The following is a 21,136-nucleotide window of genomic DNA, read 5'->3' on the forward strand; positions in this document are numbered from 1 at the left end:
CTATTCAACTTTTTGCGAGATTTTGAGGTAAAAAAACACATCGGAGGGCAACTTTATGACAGCAGCAAATCCTATTTTAGAAATTGAGCAAAAATACGGTCAAAGTATCTGGATGGATAATTTGAACCGAGATTTAATTCAGTCTGGAGAACTGGAAGCCTTAATCGCTAATCGAGGCATTCAAGGCCTTACCTCTAATCCAGCCATCTTTGAAAAAGCCATCAAAGGCAATAAAATCTATGACCAAGATATTGACGCAGGCATCAAAGACAAAAAATCCGTTCAAGAAATCTATGAAATATTAGTGTTTGACGATATTCGCCACGCTTGTGAGATTTTCAAGCCAGTTTATCAGCAAAGCAACGGACTAGATGGTTATGTCAGTATCGAAGTTCCTCCCAATATTGCTAAAGATACTGAAAGTACCCTCGCCGAAGCTCGGCGGTATTTCCAAACCCTAGATCGCCCGAACTTAATGATTAAAATTCCCGGCACAAAAGAAGGATTGCCGGCATTTGAAACCGCTATAAGTGAGGGAATTAATGTTAATGTGACCTTGCTGTTTTCAGTGGATAGCTACGTTAATACCGCTTGGGCTTATATTCGAGGACTAGAAAAACGCGCCGCCGAAGGAAAAGATATTAGTCATATTGCTTCTGTGGCAAGTTTCTTCCTCTCTCGAATAGATACCAATATTGATGATCGCATTGATGCTAAACTAGCCGCCGGTGTAGATACCATCGAACAAGAGGTAAAATTAAAAGCAATTAAAGGCAAAATAGCCATTGCTAACGCCAAAATTGCCTATCAAAAGTATAAAGAAATTTATAGCAGTGAGCGTTGGCAAGCTTTAGCCGCCAAAGGAGCAAAAGTTCAACGTCTGCTGTGGGCCTCTACGGGAACCAAAAACCCAGAATACAGCGATGTGATGTATGTTGACGAGTTAGTCGGTCCCGATACCGTTAACACCCTACCCCCGACCACCATCGAAGCTTGTGCAGATCACTGTCACCCGGCTAGCCGCCTTGAAAGTGATGTCGAGAGCGCTTATAATCTCATAGAAAGTCTCAAAGACCCCGACATTAACATCGATCTCGATGCCGTGATGGAAGAATTACTTGAGGATGGGATTGAAAAATTTATCAAACCCTTTGAGTCTTTAATATCTTCTTTGGCAGAAAAAGTCAATCACTTAGCAACTGTGTAAATAATTACCAATTGCTGTCATTAGTCATTAGTCTTTGACATTAAAAGATTAATAAATAAGACTTTTGGCTAGTGACTCAATTAAAAAAGAACCATCTTAAACTTCAATCTCAAGGATAAATCCTCAAAAAAGTATTAGTTTCTCAAAAATCAAAAAAACAAACCGAACAGCAAAAATAGCTTTTAATCCAATGAATTTAATCTTCTCTTAGGAATATGGTTAACCCCAAATAGGTAAACTAAAAACAATCATAGGAGAAAAAACAATCCCATGGTAACACTATTAGAAAATCCCTTCCGCGTTGGACTCTCGCAAGAGAAAACGCCTGAACCCCTAATTCTGGTCATATTTGGGGCATCAGGAGACTTAACCCAAAGAAAACTTATACCCGCTTTATATCAATTTAGAAAAGAAAGACGGCTTCCGCGAGAATTGACAGTAGTAGGGGTGGCGAGGCGCGAATGGAGTCACGACTATTTTAGAGAACAGATGCGCCAAGGCGTTGAAGAATTTGGCGGCGGCATAGAAAACGAAGAACTCTGGAACGACTTCGCCCAAGGACTATATTATAGTTCTGGGAATATGGATGACCCAGACAGTTATCAAAAATTAAAAGACTTCCTCGAAGAACTAGATGGAATACGAGGAACCCGAGGAAATCGAGTCTTTTACTTATCAGTAGCGCCGAATTTCTTCGCCCCTGCCATTAAACTGCTCGGTTCTCACGGAATGCTCGCCGATCCGATCAAAAACCGCCTTGTGATTGAAAAACCCTTTGGTAAGGACCTCAGTTCCGCTAAGATCCTCAACCAAGTGGTGCAAAATGTTTGTAAAGAAGAACAAGTCTATCGTATTGACCACTATTTAGGCAAGGAAACCGTTCAAAATCTCTTGGTGTTCCGCTTCGCTAACGCCATTTTTGAACCCCTATGGAACCGCCAATTTGTCGATCACGTTCAAATTACAGTGGCAGAAACCGTTGGTGTAGAAGACCGGGCTGGCTATTATGATAAATCCGGTGCCCTGCGAGATATGATTCAAAATCATCTCATGCAACTGTTCTGTCTAACTGCGATGGAACCGCCCAACGGACTCAATGCTGATAGTATTCGCAACGAAAAAGTAAAAGTTCTACAAGCGACTCATTTAGCCGATATTCATAACTTAGAAAAATCAGCCATCCGGGGACAATATAAAGCCGGCTGGATGAAAGGAAAACCCGTACCCGGATACCGCGAAGAACCCGGGGTCAACCCTAACTCCACTACCCCCACCTTCGTCGCGTTAAAATTAATGATCGATAACTGGCGTTGGAAAGGTGTCCCCTTCTATCTACGTAGTGGTAAACGTCTGCCGAAAAAAGTCTCAGAAATAGCCATTCAGTTTCGAGAAGTCCCCTTACTGATTTTTGAATCCGTCGCTCATCAAGCTAATCCTAATGTATTAAGCTTGCGGATTCAACCCAATGAAGGCATATCCTTACGCTTTGAGGCAAAAATGCCCGGAGCCGACTTACGGACTCGGACCGTCGATATGGACTTTAGTTATGGGTCTTCTTTTGGGATGGCAACCGCAGATGCTTATTCTCGTCTCCTGCTTGATTGTATGTTAGGCGATCAAACCCTATTTACCCGAGGCGATGAAGTAGAAGAAGCTTGGCGCGTGGTAACTCCCGCCTTAGCCGCTTGGGATGCACCTTCAGATCCCAGCACCATTCCCCAATATGAAGCCGGCACATGGGACCCCCCAGAAGCTGAATTTTTCATTAACCGCGATGGTCGCCGTTGGCGCAGACTCTAATAGTTAACAGTAAACAGTAATCAGTTAACAGTTAATCGTTAATAGTTAATAGTCTCTAGTCATTAGTCAATAGTCCCTAGTCATGAGTGATTAGGATAACCGTTAAAAAAATAACCCAGATTAATCATCAATGATCCCCCATAGCCATGACTCGGTGATACATGACTAATGACCTATGACCCATTGACCCATGACTACATAAGCAATAACGAACTATGATGACCACAGACACACCTCCGTTGGTATCGTTACAAGCTCCCAAGGATGTCTCGATTGATGAACTAGAAACATCCTTAACCAATATATGGCAAACCTACAATAATAAAGATGATGGGCTGGCGGCAACTCGAGCAACCACCTTTACTTTTATCGTCTATGAAACCGAAGGCACTCAACAGTTATTAACAGCCCTAGGCTACTATTCTGGCCCAATTGATGGCATCGCCGGACCTAGAACCGTCCTCGCTATCAAAGCCGCTCAAAAAGCCTATGGATTAGAAATCACCGGCAAATCTAATCAGCAATTACTGACCAAATTACAAGAAACTTACGCTCAAGCCATCGCTGAGGGACGATTAACCAATGCCGAAGAGAAAGCGGTACAAATGTACCCTTCGGACTTAGAAGGAGCCGGACTCGCGGATGCAATTGCCGCCGTTAACCCCTGTCGTATCATTACCCTATGTCCCACAGTGGGCGAAGATGAAGGCGTAACCGCTCAAGTATCGGCTTATTGCCCGATTAACAAACGCTCACAACAAACCTTAATCTGTTGTGAATATATTACCCTGCGGGGAACCGCCGAGGCATTAGACAGAATTGGCGGCATGATATCCGAGTTAGCGATTACCGAACTGCCTAAATATATCTGGTGGAAAGCCAGCCCCGAGCCAGAATACGGCTTATTTAAACGTCTAGCGGCTCAAAGTGATAGCGTAATCATCGACTCTAGCACCTTCACAAACCCAGAAACCGACCTCCTGAAAATCGGCGAAATGCTGGAGAAAAAAATGCCTATGGCTGATTTAAACTGGGGCAGACTGGCGGCTTGGCAAGAATTGACAGCAGAGGCATTTGATGCCCCTGAACGTCGTAGCGCGATCGGAGAAATTGACCGAGTGGTCATTGATTATGAAAAAGGAAACCCGGCTCAAGCTTGGATGTTCTTAGGTTGGGTAGCCAGTCGTCTAAAATGGTTACCAGTAGCCTACAAACAAGAAGGCGGAGATTATGACCTACGGCGCGTGACCTTCATGAGTCCTGATAAACGTACCGTTGAAGCTGAATTAGCCGCCATACCTCTCGAAGACTACGGAGATATCGCCGGTGACTTGATCAGCATCAAACTCAGTTCAACCAATTTACAGGCTGACTGTTGTACGGTTTTGTGTTCAGAAACTAAAGGATGTATGCGAATGGAAGCGTCAGGCGGGGCCCAATCTTGCCGCATTGAACAAGTGACCTCTTTAGCGGACCAAAACACCGAACAATTATTAGGTCAGCAATTACGCCGTTGGGGACAAGATCACCTCTATCAAGAAACTATGGAGCTAACCTACAAAATCCTTAAATTACTTAACACTTAAACCTTAACTGTTAACAGTGATCGGTGATAAGGTAAGGGACTAACCCCTATCTGCTGACAACTCTTAACTATTAACTGATTACTGTTAACTCAAAAAATGTCTATTATTATTGCTGGTGAACGAAGCGGGGTAGGAAAAACAACGGTAACTCTCTCCCTGCTTTGTTTTTTATCTGCACACTCTCATCAAGTACAATCTTTTAAAGTGGGTCCTGATTACATTGACCCCATGTATCATACGGCAATCACCGGTCGCCCTTGTCGAAATTTAGACCCGGTTCTCACCTCGGAAACTTACGTGCAGTCGTGCTTTGCTCGTCATTGTCAAGGGGTGGAAATGGCTATAGTAGAGGGAGTAATGGGATTATTTGATGGTATTGCTTCTCCGGTTTCCCAAGCTAACCGAGGCAATGGAATTAATGATTATGCCAGTACCGCCCACATCGCTCGACTGTTAAATTTACCCGTCTTATTAGTGATTGATTGTAGCCGCTTATCGGGATCAGTGGCCGCCATCGCCGCCGGATATCGTGACTTGGACCCTCGCGTGAACCTTGCCGGTGTCGTCTTAAACCGAGTGGGCAGTGATCGCCATCTGCAATTGCTCCAAGAAGCCCTAGAAACCCTCTGTTTACCCATTTTAGGCGTTATACGGCGGCAAAATCAAATTACTCTTGCTGATCGACATTTAGGTTTAGTGCCTGCTGGTGAACTTTCTCATTTATCTTCGCTCTTTGAGCAACTGACTCAGCTTGCGGCTACAAGTTTTGATTGGCAGCAACTCTTCCCCTTGCTGAAAACTTCTACTTCTCCTCATTCAGACATCTCGCTGCATCCGCCGCTTTCCCCTGCTTCGATTAAAATCGCGGTAGCTCAAGACAAGGCTTTTAATTTTTATTATGCCGATAATTTAGACATTTTAGTTAAATTAGGAGCAGAACTGATTTTTTGGAGTCCAATGCTTGACCCCCATTTACCAGAATGCACTCAAGGACTCTATTTTGGGGGCGGATTTCCTGAAGTGTTTGCCCAAGCTTTAACAGAAAATACCACCGCCCGCGCCTCGGTTGCTCGCGCCATTTCCCAGGGAATGCCCACCATTGCTGAATGTGGAGGGTTAATGTATTTATCGGAAAAAATCAGCGATTTTGAGGGAAAAACTTGGCCAATGGTAGGGATTTTGCCCACTGTCGCCATCATGAGTGAAACTTTAACATTAGGTTATCGTCAAGCCGCCGCTCACACAGACAGTCTTCTGCTAAAAGCCGGTGAAATTGTATGCGGACATGAATTTCATCGTTCCAAGCTCACCCCCACTCCCCCATTCCCTGATTCTCTATTTGAAGTCAAAAAAATTTCCTCCCCCGATGCCGTTTTTTGGGAAGGATGGAACTTGAAAAAACTTCATGCGTCTTACATCCATCTTCATTTCGGTGAAACTCAACCATTAGCCGCAAAATTTTTAGCTCACTGTCTTGCATTTTCTTTTCAGGTACGCTAATATTACATAAGTAATCATAAGAACATAACCGTTCAGGGTAAAAAAAGGAGGTGATGCCTATGATAGATAGTAGTAGTAATATCATGGGTCTCCTGGTTGAAGTAAGCCGGCTGTGTGCCGGGGCCGTTCTCTAACAAACAGTTAGATTCCCATACTGAATGTAGGAGTTCCTTCCGGCAGTCAGGTTTCAATCAGAAGACCCGCTAGACCGCTCTCCCATCCTCTGTTATAGATTAATCTGTAACATGAAGAAGGGGGAGCGGATAGTTTCTAAAGGTCATGAGAAAAAAAATTTAAGAAAAATTTTAAGTTTAGAATAGTTCCCTACAGTTAGCGTTATAACAACTATTAATATAGATACGGACTTGAAGAGGACGCTCTCAAACAAAAAACCCATTAAACCCAGAGAGTAACTGCCTCAGAAGAGTCTCAAAAAAAAAGTTACTTACCTTACTATCTATCCAAAAAAGAGATGTATAATAGGATGGAGAATAAGGCTATGAACTATATAGTCAACCTTAGGTGTGAGGAAAAGCCGACAATGTTAAAACTCTTCTGGAAATCTTTGCTGGTTAGTCCAGCTATTCTAGGGGCAGTCTTCGTAGTTTCATCTAATGCAAGTGCATCAGAAGATGTAACCAAGACAGAAACCCTAAAAGCAGATTCTGTTAATTCTCAAATAGCCCAAGTTCAGCCAGACTCGATCGCTCAAAATAACGATCAGATGTTGCAGCAGATAGAACAATATGGGAACGAAGGCGGAACCACTAGCCAAGGTCAAGTCACCAACGTCAACCAACTACGCGACGTTGAGCCGACAGCCTGGGCTTATGAAGCATTACGGAGCTTAGTAGAACGTTACGGATGTATCGTCGGTTATCCAGACCGGACATTCCGAGGCGACCGCGCTCTAACCCGTTGGGAATTTGCGGCTGGTTTAAACGCCTGCTTAAACGTCATGGAGCGTTTAATTCAAGAAGGTATTGCCGTAGTACGCGAAGACCTCGAAAAGCTCAAACGGTTAATGCAAGAATTTGAAGCCGAACTAGCGGCATTAGGAGCAAGAGTAGATAACTTAGAAGCGCGGGTAGCCTTCTTAGAAGACCACCAGTTCTCTACGACCACCAAATTACAAGGGGAAGTCATCTTTGCTCTGAGCGATACCTTTGGAGAAAACTCTAACGGAACTCGCCGCCAAACCCAAGCGGTATTCCAAGACCGGGTTCGTTTAAACTTTAACACCAGTTTCACAGGGAAAGACCGCTTAGTCACTCGTTTATCAGCAGGGACCGGCCAGTTCTTCGGGGATGATTTCAGAACCACTGCCACCGACAAGAATGGTACGGTAAGAACCGTTCAGTATGATAACCTGCAATCTCCCACCTACTCACAAACCTGGCAAACCTCTCCCAGTACAGATAACAACGTTTACGTAGACTGGTTAGCTTACTACGCGCCCATTGAAATCAGCAAAGACTTTGTAGTTAACACCTACGTGACTCCTTGGGGCGGTATCTTCCCTGACTTTATTCCTACCCTCAACCCCTACTTTGAAGACTTCGACGGTGGTAACGGTTCACTAAGCTCTTTTGCCCAAAGAAACCCCATCTATAACATCGGTGGTGGTGCAGGTGCAGGTGTTAGTGTGCGTCTGGGCTTCCTAGACAGTATTCTCGGTCCCACCACATTAAGCGGCGGTTACTTAGCAGCGCAACCCAACAATCCTCAACCCGGCACCGGTCTTTTCAACGGGGACTATGCTGCCCTAGCTCAACTTAATTTCAACTTATTCAACCGCGTTAATCTAGGTTTCACCTACAGCAACGCTTACCACAGTGCAGACAGCCCAATTTTCGGTCAGGGCTTAGGTTACGGTGATAACAACATCGGGCTAAATGGTACTGCCCTCGCTAACCTGTCTCACCGTCAGCTTAGAAATTCTTATAACAGTGGTACAGTTGACTTCGCCCCCACAGGGAACGGTCAATCCTTTGCTAACAATCCAGGATTCATTGATAACATTCAACCCTACGACTTCCGCCAAAAAATCACCAACAGCTACGGTGCTGAAATGGCAGTTCAACTCTTCCCTTGGGTAAGCTTCAGCGCTTTTGGAACCTATACTGATGTTAAGCTCATCGGTATTGGAGATGGTGAAATCTGGACTTATGGTGGTGGTTTTGCCTTCCCTGACTTATTTAAAGAAGGGAACTTGTTAGGCATCTTTGCTGGTGTGCAGCCCTACTTAAATAATAACGATATTCCAGGTTATCAAACTCGTTTTCTTGGAGCGCAAGACTTTAACCCCGTTCACGTAGAACTATTCTACAGATATCAAATTTCAGATAATATCTCTTTAACCCCAGGTGTGATCTGGATTTCTAAGCCTTCACAAGCTAAACAAACTGTGGACGAAGTTATCGGAACTCTGCGTGGCACTTTCACCTTCTAAAAGGACGAAAGCTTAATCGATTAAAAAATCTTATTACCCGCCCCAAGGCGGGATTTTTAGTAGCTAATTAAAGTAGCTATTTTCGGCAAAAATAGTTAAGATAAATCAAGGACAAATCTAAAAGATTTATAAAAATTATCCCGAAAAAAGTCGTCATCTAAAAAAATATTAGTTAGCTAAAAGACCATAAAAAGAATTAATAAATAATCTGCAAAAAAGTCTTAAAAACAAGAGCCGTGTCCGAAAAATTGAATGGCTCTTACCAGAAAATAACGCCAGTTCAAAAACAAGATCATCAATAACAGTTTAAGAAAAAAAATTTTTGTTACCATTTGATTAAAACGATCATGGGAAAATTATGCGAATTGCGAACAATATTACCGAATTAGTTGGTCACACGCCCTTAGTTCAGTTAAACCGTATTCCTCAAGCCGAAGGCTGCCTGGCTCAAATAGTGGTTAAATTGGAAGGCATGAATCCCGCCTCATCCGTCAAAGACCGCATCGGGGTAAATATGATTGATGCCGCCGAAAAAGCCGGGTTAATTTCTCCAGGAAAGACCGTTTTAGTAGAACCCACATCAGGCAATACCGGTATAGCCTTGGCCATGGCCGCGGCGGCTAAAGGATATCAACTCATTCTCACCATGCCAGAAACCATGAGTCTAGAACGGCGGGCCATGTTGCGAGCTTATGGGGCCCAGTTAGAACTCACCCCAGGAACAGAAGGTATGCGCGGATGTATTCAAAAAGCCTACGAAATCGTGCGAGTGCTGCCCAATGCCTATATGTTGCAACAATTTAATAATCCAGCTAACCCAGAAATCCACCGTCAAACCACAGCCGAGGAAATTTGGGAAGATACAGACGGAAAAGTCGATTTTCTCGTCGCAGGCGTGGGAACCGGCGGCACCATTACCGGTGTATCCGAAGTCATTAAACAGCGTAAACCCTCCTTTAAAGCCATCGCCGTTGAACCCGCCAATAGCCCCATTTTATCAGGCGGAAAACCCGGCCCTCACAAGATTCAAGGAATAGGTGCCGGTTTTATCCCAGAAGTTCTCAACATCAATTTCATTGATGAAGTTATCCCCGTTAGCGATGATGATGCCATGATTTTTGGTCGTCGTTTAGCACGAGAAGAAGGACTACTATCAGGAATTTCAAGCGGCGCGGCTCTTTGTGCCGCCATAACAATTGGCAAACGCCCTGAGAATGAAGGTAAACTAATAGTAGTCATTCAACCGAGTTTTGGTGAACGTTATTTAAGTACCCCTCTGTTCCAAGAATTAGAGCCGAGGATGATTGCTATGCTTCATGGTTAAATCAAATCACTATAAAACACTTGAAGTGAGTCAACAAGCGACTCAAGGGGAGATAAAACAAGCTTATCGGCGATTAGCAAAGCAGTTTCACCCAGATAGTCGCTGTGAAACTGCTGATCATGACAAAATCGTCATGATTAATGCAGCTTACGAAGTTTTAGGCGATCCTCAGCGCCGTCGTGCCTACGATCAACAACTCAGCGTTGGGGATACTTATGACTTCTCTAAGCGACGACAACGAAGAACCGCCGATGCTCAAGATATCTATCAACATCATCGTCAAGCCGAAAAAAATGGCGAGGCTTATCAGGATCAATGGTATCAACAAACCTATAGCCAAGTGATTCGTTTAATTAATCAGATCATTAAACCCTTGGATAGTCAGATTGAAGCTTTGTCGGCTGATCCATTTGATGATCAACTGATGGAAGTGTTCCAAAGTTACTTAGAAACCTGCCGCCATTATTTGAACCAAGCTAAACTGCTCTTTTCCTCTCGCCCCAATCCCCCTAAATTGGCTAAAGTAGCGGCAAATCTTTACTATTGTCTCAATCAAGTTAACGATGGCATAGAAGAGTTAGAACTATTTACCCTCAACTACGACGATCATCATTTACATACCGGTAAAGAACTCTTTAGAATCGCGTCTCGCTTACGCAGTGAAGCACAAGAATATGCTAAAGCTTGCGTGAGATAGTTATTCGTCAATTATCCATTTCGTCTTTGGCCTATCTTATCTCGTAAATCCAGCCCAAATTAGTTTATGCTGAGGATAGGGTGTTGTTAACATAACTTTACACATCAGCTTATATGTACTGCATTATCAATCGTAGGGCACAGTTTTCTGCGAGTCATCGGTACTGGTTGCCAGAACTCACTGAAGCAGAAAATCAAAAACTTTTTGGCCTTTGTAGCCGCTTTCCGGGTCATGGACATAACTATGTCCTCTATGTTTCTTTATATGGAGAACTCGATCACTATGGGATGGTAGAAAATCTATCCTATGTCAAGCGAGTCATTAAAGACGAAATTACCAGTCAACTTGACTATGCCTATCTTAACGAGGTATGGCCCGAATTTGAACAAACCCTACCCACTACAGAAAATATCGCGCGGGTGATTTGGCAACGTCTTGCCCCCCATTTACCTTTAGTCAATATACAACTGTTTGAACACCCTGAACTCTGGGCAGATTATCAAGGAAACCTTATGGAAGCAACTTTAACCGTTAAAACTCACTTTAGTGCGGCTCATCGCTTGGCCTTACCTGAACTCAGTTTAGAAGAAAATAGCGAAATTTATGGAAAATGCGCTCGAATTCACGGTCACGGGCATAATTATCATCTAGAAGTATCCGTTACCGGAGAAATAGACCCTCGCACGGGAATGCTGGTAGATTTAGGGGCATTACAAAAGATTATCGATGAGTATGTGGTAGAGCCGTTTGATCATAGTTTCCTCAATAAAGATATTCCCTATTTTGCTCAAGTAGTCCCAACCGCAGAAAATATCGCCTTTTATATTGCTCAATTATTACAGCAACCCATTCTTGAATTAGGGGCAGAACTCGATAAGGTAAAACTGATTGAAAGTCCTAATAACTCCTGTGAAATTTATTGCCGCACCCGGCTTCATTCTCCCTTACCCATCAAACAAGAAGTAGCATTAGTTAGTTAAAGTTGGGAAATTTTGTTCAGGTGCGTTATCTTATTGAAGGTCGCACCCGATTAGTCAACCATTTGTCTAGCTTTGGAGGTAAGATATGGCAGAACCTTTTAGATTTGCCAACGGTCAATTAGCCTACACAGTAGCAGATTTAAAAAAAATATCTGAACAATTTCCTCAAGATAGTATTAACTACCTCGTTCGAGGTGATTTTGAAAATTGGCTCAATTATATTGGCGACAGCAAAGCCGCTCAACAAGCCAGAGAAGCGCGTCAAGCTAATCTCAATGATCAAGATCGCTTAAAGAAGTTTCTCAAGGGTAACAACATGGCTTCTTCAGTGGCTACCGAAGCTAAACCCACACAGACTCAACCAACAGTCACCACATCTCCTGAAAAATCCTCTCAAGAGGATAACCCTCTAGCCCAATTATTTAAAAGTTTCAGTAAATTGTTCGGCGGCTCCTAATTTTTAGGGTATTTCGCCAAAAATAGCTTTATTTTCCACCCTGCCCTCTCTGGCGGGGTCTTATTTAAGTATTTTAAGCTAAGACGCATTTAAATATAATATGCTCAAGCTGATGGGGTGACATTTAGTAAAGAAGAATTTAAAACCCTGTAACTCTTCTGAAGTTCGGCTATAAAATAAAAGAAATATCTGATTCTGTGCTGAAAATTTAATTCAAATCCTGCTGTTTAACTAATCAAGGGCAATAGATAACTGAGAAAAAAATCTATCAATAGTCTATGAAAAACCTAGTGATAGCCATAACATTTCTATGGCAATTGATTGTAACAGCAACCATAGCAGTTATTATAATTAGTATTTGGGTTAATCAACCTTTGGTGCTGGAAAACCCTTGGATAATAGCGGCTAAAATGTTCCAAAATATAGCCGAGAAATATAAGTTAACTCTTACTGATACTCCTCCTACTTTTGCTGTAGATGCTTTCCCAGTGCTGGTGAGCTTGTCGGGACCCCCTATACAGCCGCCACTAGATTTTAAAGGATATGAGCCAGAGAAGTTTTATATTAATATCATTGTTGGGATAACTGGCTTGTTGTTAATCAGTATTGTGGGAATAATTTATAGTATTGATGCGAACAAGCGGCTTAAAAAAATCAATCTAATCTTTCAGGCGGCAGACCCAGGTAGTCAAATAGAAAAAAAGTTTACCGCCCAAAATGCTCAACTAGAAGCCATTATTGAGGCCTTACCCGATTTATTTTTCCGCGTCAGTTCAGACGGCACAATTTTTGAGTATAGAACTAAATCTAGTGATGATTTATATCTCACTCCAGAAAAATTTATCGGTAAACGAATGCAAGATGTTTTACCGCCGATGGTTGGCCAGCAATTTGAGCAGGCTATTACCCAAGTACAACAGAAACAAGCATTAGTTAGGATCGAGTATAGCTTATTGATGACCAGTGGACAGCAATATTACGAAGCCCGTTTAGTCCCCTTAGAAAAACAAGAAATAATCATTATTATTCGCCATATCAGCGAACAGAAAAAAGCCGAGAAAGCCCTGAACGAGAGTCATGCCTTACTTGAATTAATTACTAAGATTCAAGAAAAATATATCATGGCTGTTGCTGCTGATGATTTATTTGATCAAATGCTCTCTAATATCCTTGACTTAACCGAGAGTGAATATGGATTTATTGGAGAAATATTTTACAGGAATAATCAAGAACCTGACCTCGAAAAAACCTTTTTAAAAATGCGTTCCAAAGCGAATTTAAAAACGACTGTTTTGCCTGAAGAAACTCAAACCCTCTCGGCAAATACCAGCCCTGAAGAAAGGCAATTTTACCAGCTTAATCCCCTATTTTGCACAGTCATTCTCACCGGCAAACCCATTATTTCTAATAATTTATCTCCCGCCGAGACTCCTCAAGGACAAGTCCCCCCAAAATTCCCATCTATTCAAGATTTTTTAGGGCTTCCTTTTTACAGCAATAATAAATTAATTGGCCTCATAGGCATTGCTAACCGAACCCAAGGTTACAATCAAGATTTAATTAATTATCTTCAGCCGCTTTTAACCACTTGTGCTAATATTATTGAAGCTTATCGTAATGAGCAACGCCGTCAGCAAGCAGAAGAAGAAATCCTTGACCTCAATCAAAACCTAGAACAACGGGTTAAAGAACGTACAGAAGAATTAGAAAAATTATTAGAAACACTTTCTGAACGAACTGTACAGTTAGAAGCTATTAATAAAGAACTTGACTCTTTTTGCTATTCAATTTCCCATGATTTACGCGCTCCCTTGCGACATATTAATGGTTTTGTTCATGCTTTGAAACGAGAACTGACAAATTATAAAATTATTGAGTTTACTACCATTAATCATTATTTAGAAATCATCGAAGAAAGTAGCCAAAAAATGGGAGATTTAATTGATGGATTACTTACTCTGTCAAGGGTTGGACGAAAAGAGCTAATTTTAACAACTGTCTGCTTACGTCCTTTAGTGGACTCTGCAATTCATCTTGTCACTTTTCCTAAAAATACCCAAAAAATTAAATTTATTATCGGAGATTTACCCTCTGTCAAGGGAGATGCTACTTTATTAAAACAGGTGTTTGTCAATTTAATTGATAATGCTGTTAAATTTAGTCGCGATCGCTCTCCGGCGATCATTGAGATCAACTCTTTCCCAGATGGAACGATTTTTGTTAAAGACAATGGGGTGGGTTTTGCTAGAGAATATGCTGATAAACTCTTTGGTCCTTTTCAACGATTGCACACTCAAAATAAATTTAAAGGGACTGGTATTGGCTTGTCAATTGTGCAGCGTATTATTCATCGTCATGGGGGAGAAATTTGGGCTGAAAGTGAATTAGATAAAGGAGCGACGTTTTATTTTAAGTTGGCTTGATGAATTCCCTTAATTTTCTCAAAAAAATTTAGCATAAGCTATAGCAAATAAAATAAAATTGCCCGGATGAAGCTTTAACTATAAAGGATTTTATAGAGAAGGCTTACAACTTAAGTTTTTAAGTCTAAAAATTACATAAATTGGACAAAAGTTATACCTATTAAAAGATTAAAAAAAGCTTAAAATGGTAAAATTATTTAGCTTAAAAATTTTAGCAAAAAAAATTAAAATCTATAATGTTTATAGGAATTAGCAAAATTCTCCTAGTAGAGGATGATCCCCGCGAGATTGACTTAATATCTCTAGCCTTAAATCACGAAGAATTAGGGAGTCACATTAGTATAGACATAGCCACTGATGGGCAAGAAGCTCTAGATTATTTGTTAGGAGCAGAAGCCGATCTGTTATCTCGGCCACTTCCTCGACTTGTGTTACTCGATTTAAATCTTCCTTTAATTAATGGTACTGAAGTTCTGAGAAGAATTCGCAACCACCCCCGTACACAAGACTTAATAGTAGTTGTTATGACTTCATCAGCAGAAGACAGAGATATACAAACCTGCTACAATTTAGGTGTCAATAGCTATATCGTCAAACCCATTAATTTTGCTCAATATCTTGATGTAGCGCGTCAGGTAGGTATTTATTGGATGAGGATAAATGAGCCGCCGATATAACTTAACAACAATTAACTGGCAGGCAATTATGTCAGAACGATCCCCCCTAGGGGCACAACCTTTATTAAAAAAGTCATCTCCTCTGAAACTCTTAATCCTAGAAGACCTAAGAGAAGATATAGAACTAATCGTTCTGAGTCTACAAACCGCCGGTTTAATATTTACTTACGATGTGGTTGAAACTAGCGCCCTCTATCATAAATATTTACAAGAAAATAGTTATGATGCTGTTTTAGCCGACTACCGATTACCAGAATTCAACGGCTTAACGGCTTTTAGATTACTACAAGAGTCTACACAAGAGATCCCTTTTATTTTAGTAACCGGCAGCTTAGGAGAAGAAGGCGCTGTTGAGTGTTTAAGAGCCGGCATGACTGACTATGTTCTCAAAGAACGTTTGTTTCGTCTACCCACCGTCTTATCTCGTGCTTTAGAAGAATTTGAACTTCGTCGTCAGCGACAGGAAGCCATTGACCAAATTCAAGCCACCGCCAAGCGAGAGGCAATTATTAATCGTATCGTTCAAGCCATCCGAGAAAAGCTCGAATTAGAAATCATCCTGCCTACTACCGTTAATGAATTACATCAAGCCCTTCAAGTCAGTCGTTGTATAATTTTTCAGCCTGACCTTGAGCAACAAATGCGAATTCAGTATGTCAGTGCGGAACTCGTTCGGTCCCCCAGTGAATCTACCCGTGAAGGCCATAGTTTATTAGGGATTTATTGTAATTTTTATCGACATTATGGTGCTGACTTAGCTAAAGGAGAGGCCGTCGTTATTAACAAAATTGATGACCATCTCCCCCCTGAACTTCAAGCCATCGCCAGAACTTATCAAGTTCGTTCCTTGCTGCTGATCCCTCTGTTGTATCAGCAATGTTATTTAGGCGGAATCGCACTACATCAATGTGATTACCAACGGGAATGGACAGACAATGAAATTGCTTTAGTAAAAACCATTGCCGATCATTGTGCTATTGCCATTCACCATACTCAACTCTATCAACAAGCTCAAACCGAACTCGCCCAACGTCAGCGAGTAGAAATGACCCTCAGACAAAGCGAACGACGCTTTAGAGCGCTCATTGAAAACGCCGCCGATATTATTGTCATTTTAGATGCTCAGTTACGCTTTTCCTATCTCAGCCCCTCTGTAGAAAGGATCTTAGGATATCATTCCCATGAACTGATGCACACCAGCATTTTTACACTCATTCATCCTGATGAAGCCGCCGAATTTACCAAAGCTCTCAACCGCATCATAGAAAATCCAGCCACCACTCTCAATCCACTAGAATATCGGATCAGAACTTACCATAACACTTGGTTAATTGTCGAGACCCTCTTAAGCAACCTACTCAATGATCCTTGTGTGCAGGGAATCGTCCTCAACTGCCACGAAATTACTCAGCGTAAACAAATCGAAGCCCAATTGCGACATGATGCCCTTCATGATACCTTAACCGGTTTTCCCAATCGAGCTTTATTAATGGACCGTTTAGCTCAGGCTATTAAACGAGAAAAAAGACGTTTTGGCAGTAATTTTGCGGTTTTATTTCTGGATTTAGACAGATTTAAACTATTAAATGATAGTCTTGGTCATTTAATCGGAGATGAGCTTTTAGTGGCTTTTGCTGAACGCCTACAACAAGTTCGCCGTTCCACAGATACCATCGCTCGTCTAGGAGGAGACGAATTTGTCATCTTGCTTGAAGATCTTTGTAAAGTTGAAGAGGCGATCCTCGTGGCAGAACGCATTAATCAGGTTCTCTCCTCCTCGTTTATTATTGATCAGCAAGAAGTTTTTATTACTGCTAGTATCGGTGTTGCTTTCAGTGCCTACCGCTACCAACAACCTGCACAAATTCTTAGAGATGCTGATACAGCAATGTATTATGCCAAAAATCGTGGCCGAGCCAGATATGAAGTGTTTGATCCCTCAATGCACATTCATGCGCTCAGACAACTACATTTAGAAAATGATTTACGTCGGGCCATCGAACGAGATGAACTCGTGGTCTATTATCAACCGATAATTTCTCTAACGACAGGTTCTTTGCAAGGAGTAGAAGCTCTAGTCCGTTGGCGACATCCTCAACAGGGAATGGTTTCCCCGGCTGAATTTATTCCGATCGCCGAAGAAACCGGTTTAATTGTCGCTCTCGATCAGTGGGTGTTGAATGCCGCTTGTGAGCAAATGCGGCTTTGGCAACAAGAATACCCCTATTTAGAACCCATAACGGTCAGTGTTAATCTTTCTGGTCGGCAATTTTCTCAACCAGATTTAATCAAAAAAATTGACTCTATTCTTAATCAAACTGGTTTAGAGGGAAAATATTTAAAACTAGAAATTACTGAAACCGTATTAATTGAAAATCCTAACTCAGCCGCCGAAATGTTACAGCAATTGATCGAAAGAAAAATTCAAGTTTGCTTAGATGATTTTGGCACAGGCTACTCCTCTTTAGGCTATTTACACCGCTTTCCTCTGGATATCTTAAAAATTGACCGATCTTTTGTCAGTAATATAGAACAGAACCGCTCTAATTCTAGCATTATTCGTACTATCATCACCCTGGCAAGAGAATTAGGAATAAGAGTCATTGCTGAGGGAGTCGAAACCCAAGAACAACGCTTATTTTTACAGTCTTTAGGTTGCCATTATGGACAGGGTTACTGGTTTTCTCCCCCCATTGATAGCACAAAATTAAGCAATTTAATGACCAATAAATTACACACTTGGTAAATAGCTAAAACCCTTTTTTTGCCTCTTGCCTAAACTTTAAATTCATCAAATTTAATAACAGGCCCTTTCGGGTCGCGGGTATCAAAATAATAACTACTTACCGTTCCTTTTCCTGTATCTAAAATACTAAATACTGTTATATCATTACTAGCAATATAAGGCAAGGGTTGATGATGCTCATCTAATAAAGGTGCAAGATTAGGCAGCACAGCCTCTAACCCATTCGGATTACCTGTTAAAGCATAATTATAGTTCAGTTCTCCCATCGGAATAGGACGTTTTTGACTGCCTAAATAGGCTCCGTAACTATTACCCACATTAGAAGACTCTAAAAAATGGATGCCGCTTGGACTCACAAAACGGTTCCATAAATGAGAATGTCCATAAAAAACCAATTGAACGCCGGCTGACTCTAACAAAGGCATCAAATCTTGTATAATATAATCTTTTTCTTGAGGATAAATATAATTAACAGCACGAATTTTTCCTAGAGAATCATAACTAATTTTCGGCAGAGGATTTGTATAAGGAGGAACAATATTAGCCCCTAAACTATGCGGCGGATGATGAAGCATCACCATTTTATATTTAGCCGCTTGAAATTCTTCGCTCTGCAATTGTTCTGCTAACCATTTATATTGAGGACTTCCCTGAGAAATCGGTTCAAAAATCAGTTGTCCATAGCCCCAATTTTGCGGATGTTCCAAGTCTTTTTCCCGTTCTTGATATCTCCCTTTGACATCCGAACTAAGATGAGGAGAACGCCAAATATTCGTCACATACAAAACAATTAAGCGAATATCCCCAAAAGTCACCGCATAATATTGTTTTCCCCCTGGACTATCTTGAGGAAGCGTAAAAATTTCTTCATAAGTATCGGTATTAAATGAAGAATCTTTCACCCAAGTTTTTTGAACAAGAGGATCATCATTCGGGTTCACCTCAGCAGCAACTTCTGGATATAATTTATCGGCTTGCAGACGAGGAAAAGCATCTTCAAACTGTTCATCTAAACTTGTCTCTTTAGAAAAACGTCCCATCACCTCATGATTACCCAAGGTCGGAAAAATCGGCGCATTTTGAATTAATTCACCTCCATGATAAATGGTGGTAAGATGATTTTTCGCTAAAGCATAATTCGCGCGTCCTTGTAAACAGGGAAAAAACGCTCCCCCTCTACTATCATCAAACCACTCAGAAGCGCGATCAGGAATGTTCACCAGATCGCCGGCAAAAAAAACCGCATCCACTCGTCCAATGGTTTCAACCACTTTTTGTAAATTAGCCGCCACTAAAGGTTTAAGTTGATGATCCGAAGTCAGCAGAATTTTTAAAGGAGTAGCCGCTTTAGGACTAGCCGCTAGGGTAAAAATATCGCTTTTAATTTCTTGTTCATCTCTAATACTGATCACTTGATAAGGAAGGCGAATACCTGGCGTTAATCCGCTTATTTGCGCTTCATGCCGCCAAATTTCCCGTTGAGTGGTTTTGATATAACTCGGCGTAATTTTTGAGTGAGAATCTTCCCGCATCCGACTCAGTAGAGTCGTGTTCGCTTCTACAGAATATTCTAAATGGTTTCCATAGAGAACTTGATGTTGAGAACCCGCAAAATCCGTAAACCAGACCACTTGTACAGAGGTTTCTGTGGGGAGTTGTAAAAACGGATCAGTTAATAGAGAAGAGTTAGAAATCATGGTTTCTTGGGTCGATAAGCGGCTAACCACTGCCAACATTACCAAAAAAAAGGTGGCTATGACTAGAATACCGTAACCATACCACCTTCTCGATTTTTTACCAAAATTGTTGAACACTGTCTAAAAAAGTCATCATTCTAGTTTATTTATGCGCTTTAAGTTTAGAACCAAAAAATAAACCTCCTAAGCCTAATAAACTCAAGATTGATCCCGGTTCTGGGACAGATTTACTACCAAAATTGAGATTTTCAATAACACTATTGTCTGTAAGAGTCAATTGATAATTGATCTCATTTAACTGACGACCATTTAACGGTTCTAGTGGACGATTACCTGGTAAAAAGTCATTATTGGGATCACTGTCAGCCACAGCCTGATAAGCCGCCAGTTGTGCCGAGGAAACTTGAATAGGAGTCTTGAAGACAAACCAATTAACACCTTCAGTTGCTGGTGGAGTCGTTAAGGAACCCGTATAGAAATATCCTTGAGAATCTTCAGGAAACAAAGCATTAGTATCAAAATTTTCAAGGCCCAAAATCTGATCACCGTTGTTAGGTATAGAGGGAATATTAGAAAAAATTGAGCCTAACGCTTGATTTTCCTGCCCCACTTCCAAAAACAATCCAATGACTGCCAGTCCGCCATTCTGATGTCGATGCACTAGGTGAAGTTCTAAAGGAGAATTAGATCCGCTTAAATTATGCTCACTGGGACTATGGAAATGAAATTGTAGCAGTTTAAAGTCTTCTCCACCAAGGTCGATATAATTTTCACTTTCTGAAGAATATTCGGCTTCAATGGTGTGACCATTATTAAAAAGTCTTTCTAGAGTCGTTGTTTGATAATTACGATTTAACCATTTATTTAAATCTACGGTAGGCCCTGTAAGGTCGATGGGAGTTTGAAAATACCCATTAGCATCCGGTGCAATGGTGCCCCAATGTTCTACCCCAACTATTCCTAAAGATGGAATGTCTTGATAACCCCATTGACCGTTAACTGAACCCAGAGTTAAATTAGTAATAAAATTCGGGCTAGTTTGTTTCCCATTGGAGGGTAATACTTGACGAACAATATAAGCACCAGCCCCTAGTTCGCTAAATTGATAAAAACCTGACTCATTGGTAGTGGTTGTTTGAATAACGTTGCCAGTTTGATCAATCAGTTCAAGTTGCCGACCTGATAAAATTGCTTCATTAGCATCTTGAATTTTATTCCCATTTAGGTCATTATAACTAATGCCAGAAATAGAACCAAATGCTTGTGCAGATAGGGGTGTTAATAGTCCAACTGCTACTAATAAACTGGCTTCAGCCATGAACAGAAACTTTTGCGAAAAATTCATAGATTTACCTGCTACAAAAAGATAGCGTTTAGTACAAACGAAAGTTTTAAACCGAATAGCTGCAATAGTATTTAGTGCCAGGGCTATTTCATTCTTTTGAAATGCTCACAGGCAGCAAGCCGCTAGCTCTACGAACCAAGCCTGCCTACGCAGGCTAAAAGGCTCATAATTCTTCGAATAGCCCGCGCAGGTGGGCTTTGTTAGTGAGCAACTACCCTTCAGGGTTAGGGCGTTTGAGAGAATGA

At 41.4% G+C, this 21,136-nt stretch carries 14 protein-coding genes; 12 read left to right on the forward strand and 2 right to left on the reverse strand.

The genetic code is table 11. The features are described from left to right. Window positions 1-55: 55 nt before the first annotated feature. From tal to CYAN7822_RS35880, 12 genes are all read left to right on the forward strand, one after another. Window positions 56-1,207, forward strand: coding sequence for a transaldolase (gene tal, locus CYAN7822_RS20435; RefSeq protein ID WP_013324153.1), 1,152 nt, complete (start codon window positions 56-58; stop codon window positions 1,205-1,207). Between the two features lie 270 nt (window positions 1,208-1,477). Next, a complete protein-coding gene (gene zwf / locus CYAN7822_RS20440) occupies window positions 1,478-3,007 on the forward strand; it encodes a glucose-6-phosphate dehydrogenase (RefSeq protein WP_013324154.1) in 1,530 nt (509 codons plus the stop codon). A gap of 218 nt (window positions 3,008-3,225) precedes the next feature. Continuing rightward, window positions 3,226-4,593 carry a glucose-6-phosphate dehydrogenase assembly protein OpcA gene (opcA, locus tag CYAN7822_RS20445; RefSeq protein ID WP_041933883.1) on the forward strand — a complete coding sequence of 456 codons (1,368 nt, stop codon included), beginning with the start codon at window positions 3,226-3,228 and terminating at the stop codon, window positions 4,591-4,593. 96 nt (window positions 4,594-4,689) lie between these two features. Further along, a complete protein-coding gene (locus CYAN7822_RS20450) occupies window positions 4,690-6,093 on the forward strand; it encodes a cobyrinic acid a,c-diamide synthase CobB (RefSeq protein ID WP_013324156.1) in 1,404 nt (467 codons plus the stop codon). A 541-nt stretch (window positions 6,094-6,634) separates the two neighbouring features. Beyond that, the gene (locus tag CYAN7822_RS20455; protein WP_041933326.1) at window positions 6,635-8,545 is read left to right on the forward strand and encodes an iron uptake porin; all 1,911 of its coding nucleotides are present in this window, start codon (window positions 6,635-6,637) and stop codon (window positions 8,543-8,545) included. A gap of 358 nt (window positions 8,546-8,903) precedes the next feature. After that, complete coding sequence (gene cysK, locus CYAN7822_RS20460; protein ID WP_013324158.1) at window positions 8,904-9,869, forward strand: cysteine synthase A; 966 nt, start codon at window positions 8,904-8,906, stop codon at window positions 9,867-9,869. Continuing rightward, window positions 9,862-10,566, forward strand: coding sequence for a J domain-containing protein (locus CYAN7822_RS20465; protein WP_013324159.1), 705 nt, complete (start codon window positions 9,862-9,864; stop codon window positions 10,564-10,566). The genes cysK and CYAN7822_RS20465 overlap by 8 nt, the downstream gene beginning before the upstream one ends. Before the next feature lie 113 nt (window positions 10,567-10,679). Continuing rightward, window positions 10,680-11,546, forward strand: coding sequence for a 6-pyruvoyl trahydropterin synthase family protein (locus CYAN7822_RS20470; protein ID WP_013324160.1), 867 nt, complete (start codon window positions 10,680-10,682; stop codon window positions 11,544-11,546). An 85-nt stretch (window positions 11,547-11,631) separates the two neighbouring features. Next, on the forward strand, window positions 11,632-12,003 hold the full coding sequence (locus CYAN7822_RS20475; RefSeq protein WP_013324161.1) for a hypothetical protein: 372 nt from the start codon (window positions 11,632-11,634) through the stop codon (window positions 12,001-12,003). Between the two features lie 278 nt (window positions 12,004-12,281). Continuing rightward, on the forward strand, window positions 12,282-14,426 hold the full coding sequence (locus tag CYAN7822_RS34740) for an ATP-binding protein (protein ID WP_013324162.1): 2,145 nt from the start codon (window positions 12,282-12,284) through the stop codon (window positions 14,424-14,426). Between the two features lie 236 nt (window positions 14,427-14,662). After that, the gene (locus tag CYAN7822_RS20485) at window positions 14,663-15,103 is read left to right on the forward strand and encodes a response regulator (protein WP_013324163.1); all 441 of its coding nucleotides are present in this window, start codon (window positions 14,663-14,665) and stop codon (window positions 15,101-15,103) included. Window positions 15,104-15,131: 28 nt separating this feature from the next. Continuing rightward, window positions 15,132-17,849 carry an EAL domain-containing protein gene (locus CYAN7822_RS35880; RefSeq protein ID WP_013324164.1) on the forward strand — a complete coding sequence of 906 codons (2,718 nt, stop codon included), beginning with the start codon at window positions 15,132-15,134 and terminating at the stop codon, window positions 17,847-17,849. A 29-nt stretch (window positions 17,850-17,878) separates the two neighbouring features. Here the strand turns inward: CYAN7822_RS35880 and CYAN7822_RS20495 are convergent, their stop codons facing one another. Further along, entirely contained in the window at window positions 17,879-19,585 is a 1,707-nt protein-coding gene (locus tag CYAN7822_RS20495) for a purple acid phosphatase family protein (protein ID WP_013324165.1), read from the reverse strand. A gap of 103 nt (window positions 19,586-19,688) precedes the next feature. Then, the gene (locus CYAN7822_RS20500) at window positions 19,689-20,891 is read right to left on the reverse strand and encodes a carbonic anhydrase family protein (RefSeq protein WP_013324166.1); all 1,203 of its coding nucleotides are present in this window, start codon (window positions 20,889-20,891) and stop codon (window positions 19,689-19,691) included. Window positions 20,892-21,136: the final 245 nt, after the last annotated feature.

This window comes from Gloeothece verrucosa PCC 7822 (assembly GCF_000147335.1).
GTDB classification, from domain to species: domain Bacteria; phylum Cyanobacteriota; class Cyanobacteriia; order Cyanobacteriales; family Microcystaceae; genus Gloeothece; species Gloeothece verrucosa.

Excerpts from the sequence above, each read along its gene's own strand:
- tal (WP_013324153.1), top strand. The coding sequence starts at position 56 with ATGACAGCAGCAAATCCTATTTTAGAAATTGAGCAAAAATACGGTCAA.
- zwf (WP_013324154.1), top strand. The coding sequence starts at position 1,478 with ATGGTAACACTATTAGAAAATCCCTTCCGCGTTGGACTCTCGCAAGAG.
- opcA (WP_041933883.1), top strand. The coding sequence starts at position 3,226 with ATGACCACAGACACACCTCCGTTGGTATCGTTACAAGCTCCCAAGGAT.
- CYAN7822_RS20450 (WP_013324156.1), top strand. The coding sequence starts at position 4,690 with ATGTCTATTATTATTGCTGGTGAACGAAGCGGGGTAGGAAAAACAACG.
- CYAN7822_RS20455 (WP_041933326.1), top strand. The coding sequence starts at position 6,635 with ATGTTAAAACTCTTCTGGAAATCTTTGCTGGTTAGTCCAGCTATTCTA.
- cysK (WP_013324158.1), top strand. The coding sequence starts at position 8,904 with ATGCGAATTGCGAACAATATTACCGAATTAGTTGGTCACACGCCCTTA.
- CYAN7822_RS20465 (WP_013324159.1), top strand. The coding sequence starts at position 9,862 with ATGGTTAAATCAAATCACTATAAAACACTTGAAGTGAGTCAACAAGCG.
- CYAN7822_RS20470 (WP_013324160.1), top strand. The coding sequence starts at position 10,680 with ATGTACTGCATTATCAATCGTAGGGCACAGTTTTCTGCGAGTCATCGG.
- CYAN7822_RS20475 (WP_013324161.1), top strand. The coding sequence starts at position 11,632 with ATGGCAGAACCTTTTAGATTTGCCAACGGTCAATTAGCCTACACAGTA.
- CYAN7822_RS34740 (WP_013324162.1), top strand. The coding sequence starts at position 12,282 with ATGAAAAACCTAGTGATAGCCATAACATTTCTATGGCAATTGATTGTA.
- CYAN7822_RS20485 (WP_013324163.1), top strand. The coding sequence starts at position 14,663 with ATGTTTATAGGAATTAGCAAAATTCTCCTAGTAGAGGATGATCCCCGC.
- CYAN7822_RS35880 (WP_013324164.1), top strand. The coding sequence starts at position 15,132 with ATGTCAGAACGATCCCCCCTAGGGGCACAACCTTTATTAAAAAAGTCA.
- CYAN7822_RS20495 (WP_013324165.1), bottom strand. The coding sequence starts at position 19,585 with ATGTTGGCAGTGGTTAGCCGCTTATCGACCCAAGAAACCATGATTTCT.
- CYAN7822_RS20500 (WP_013324166.1), bottom strand. The coding sequence starts at position 20,891 with ATGAATTTTTCGCAAAAGTTTCTGTTCATGGCTGAAGCCAGTTTATTA.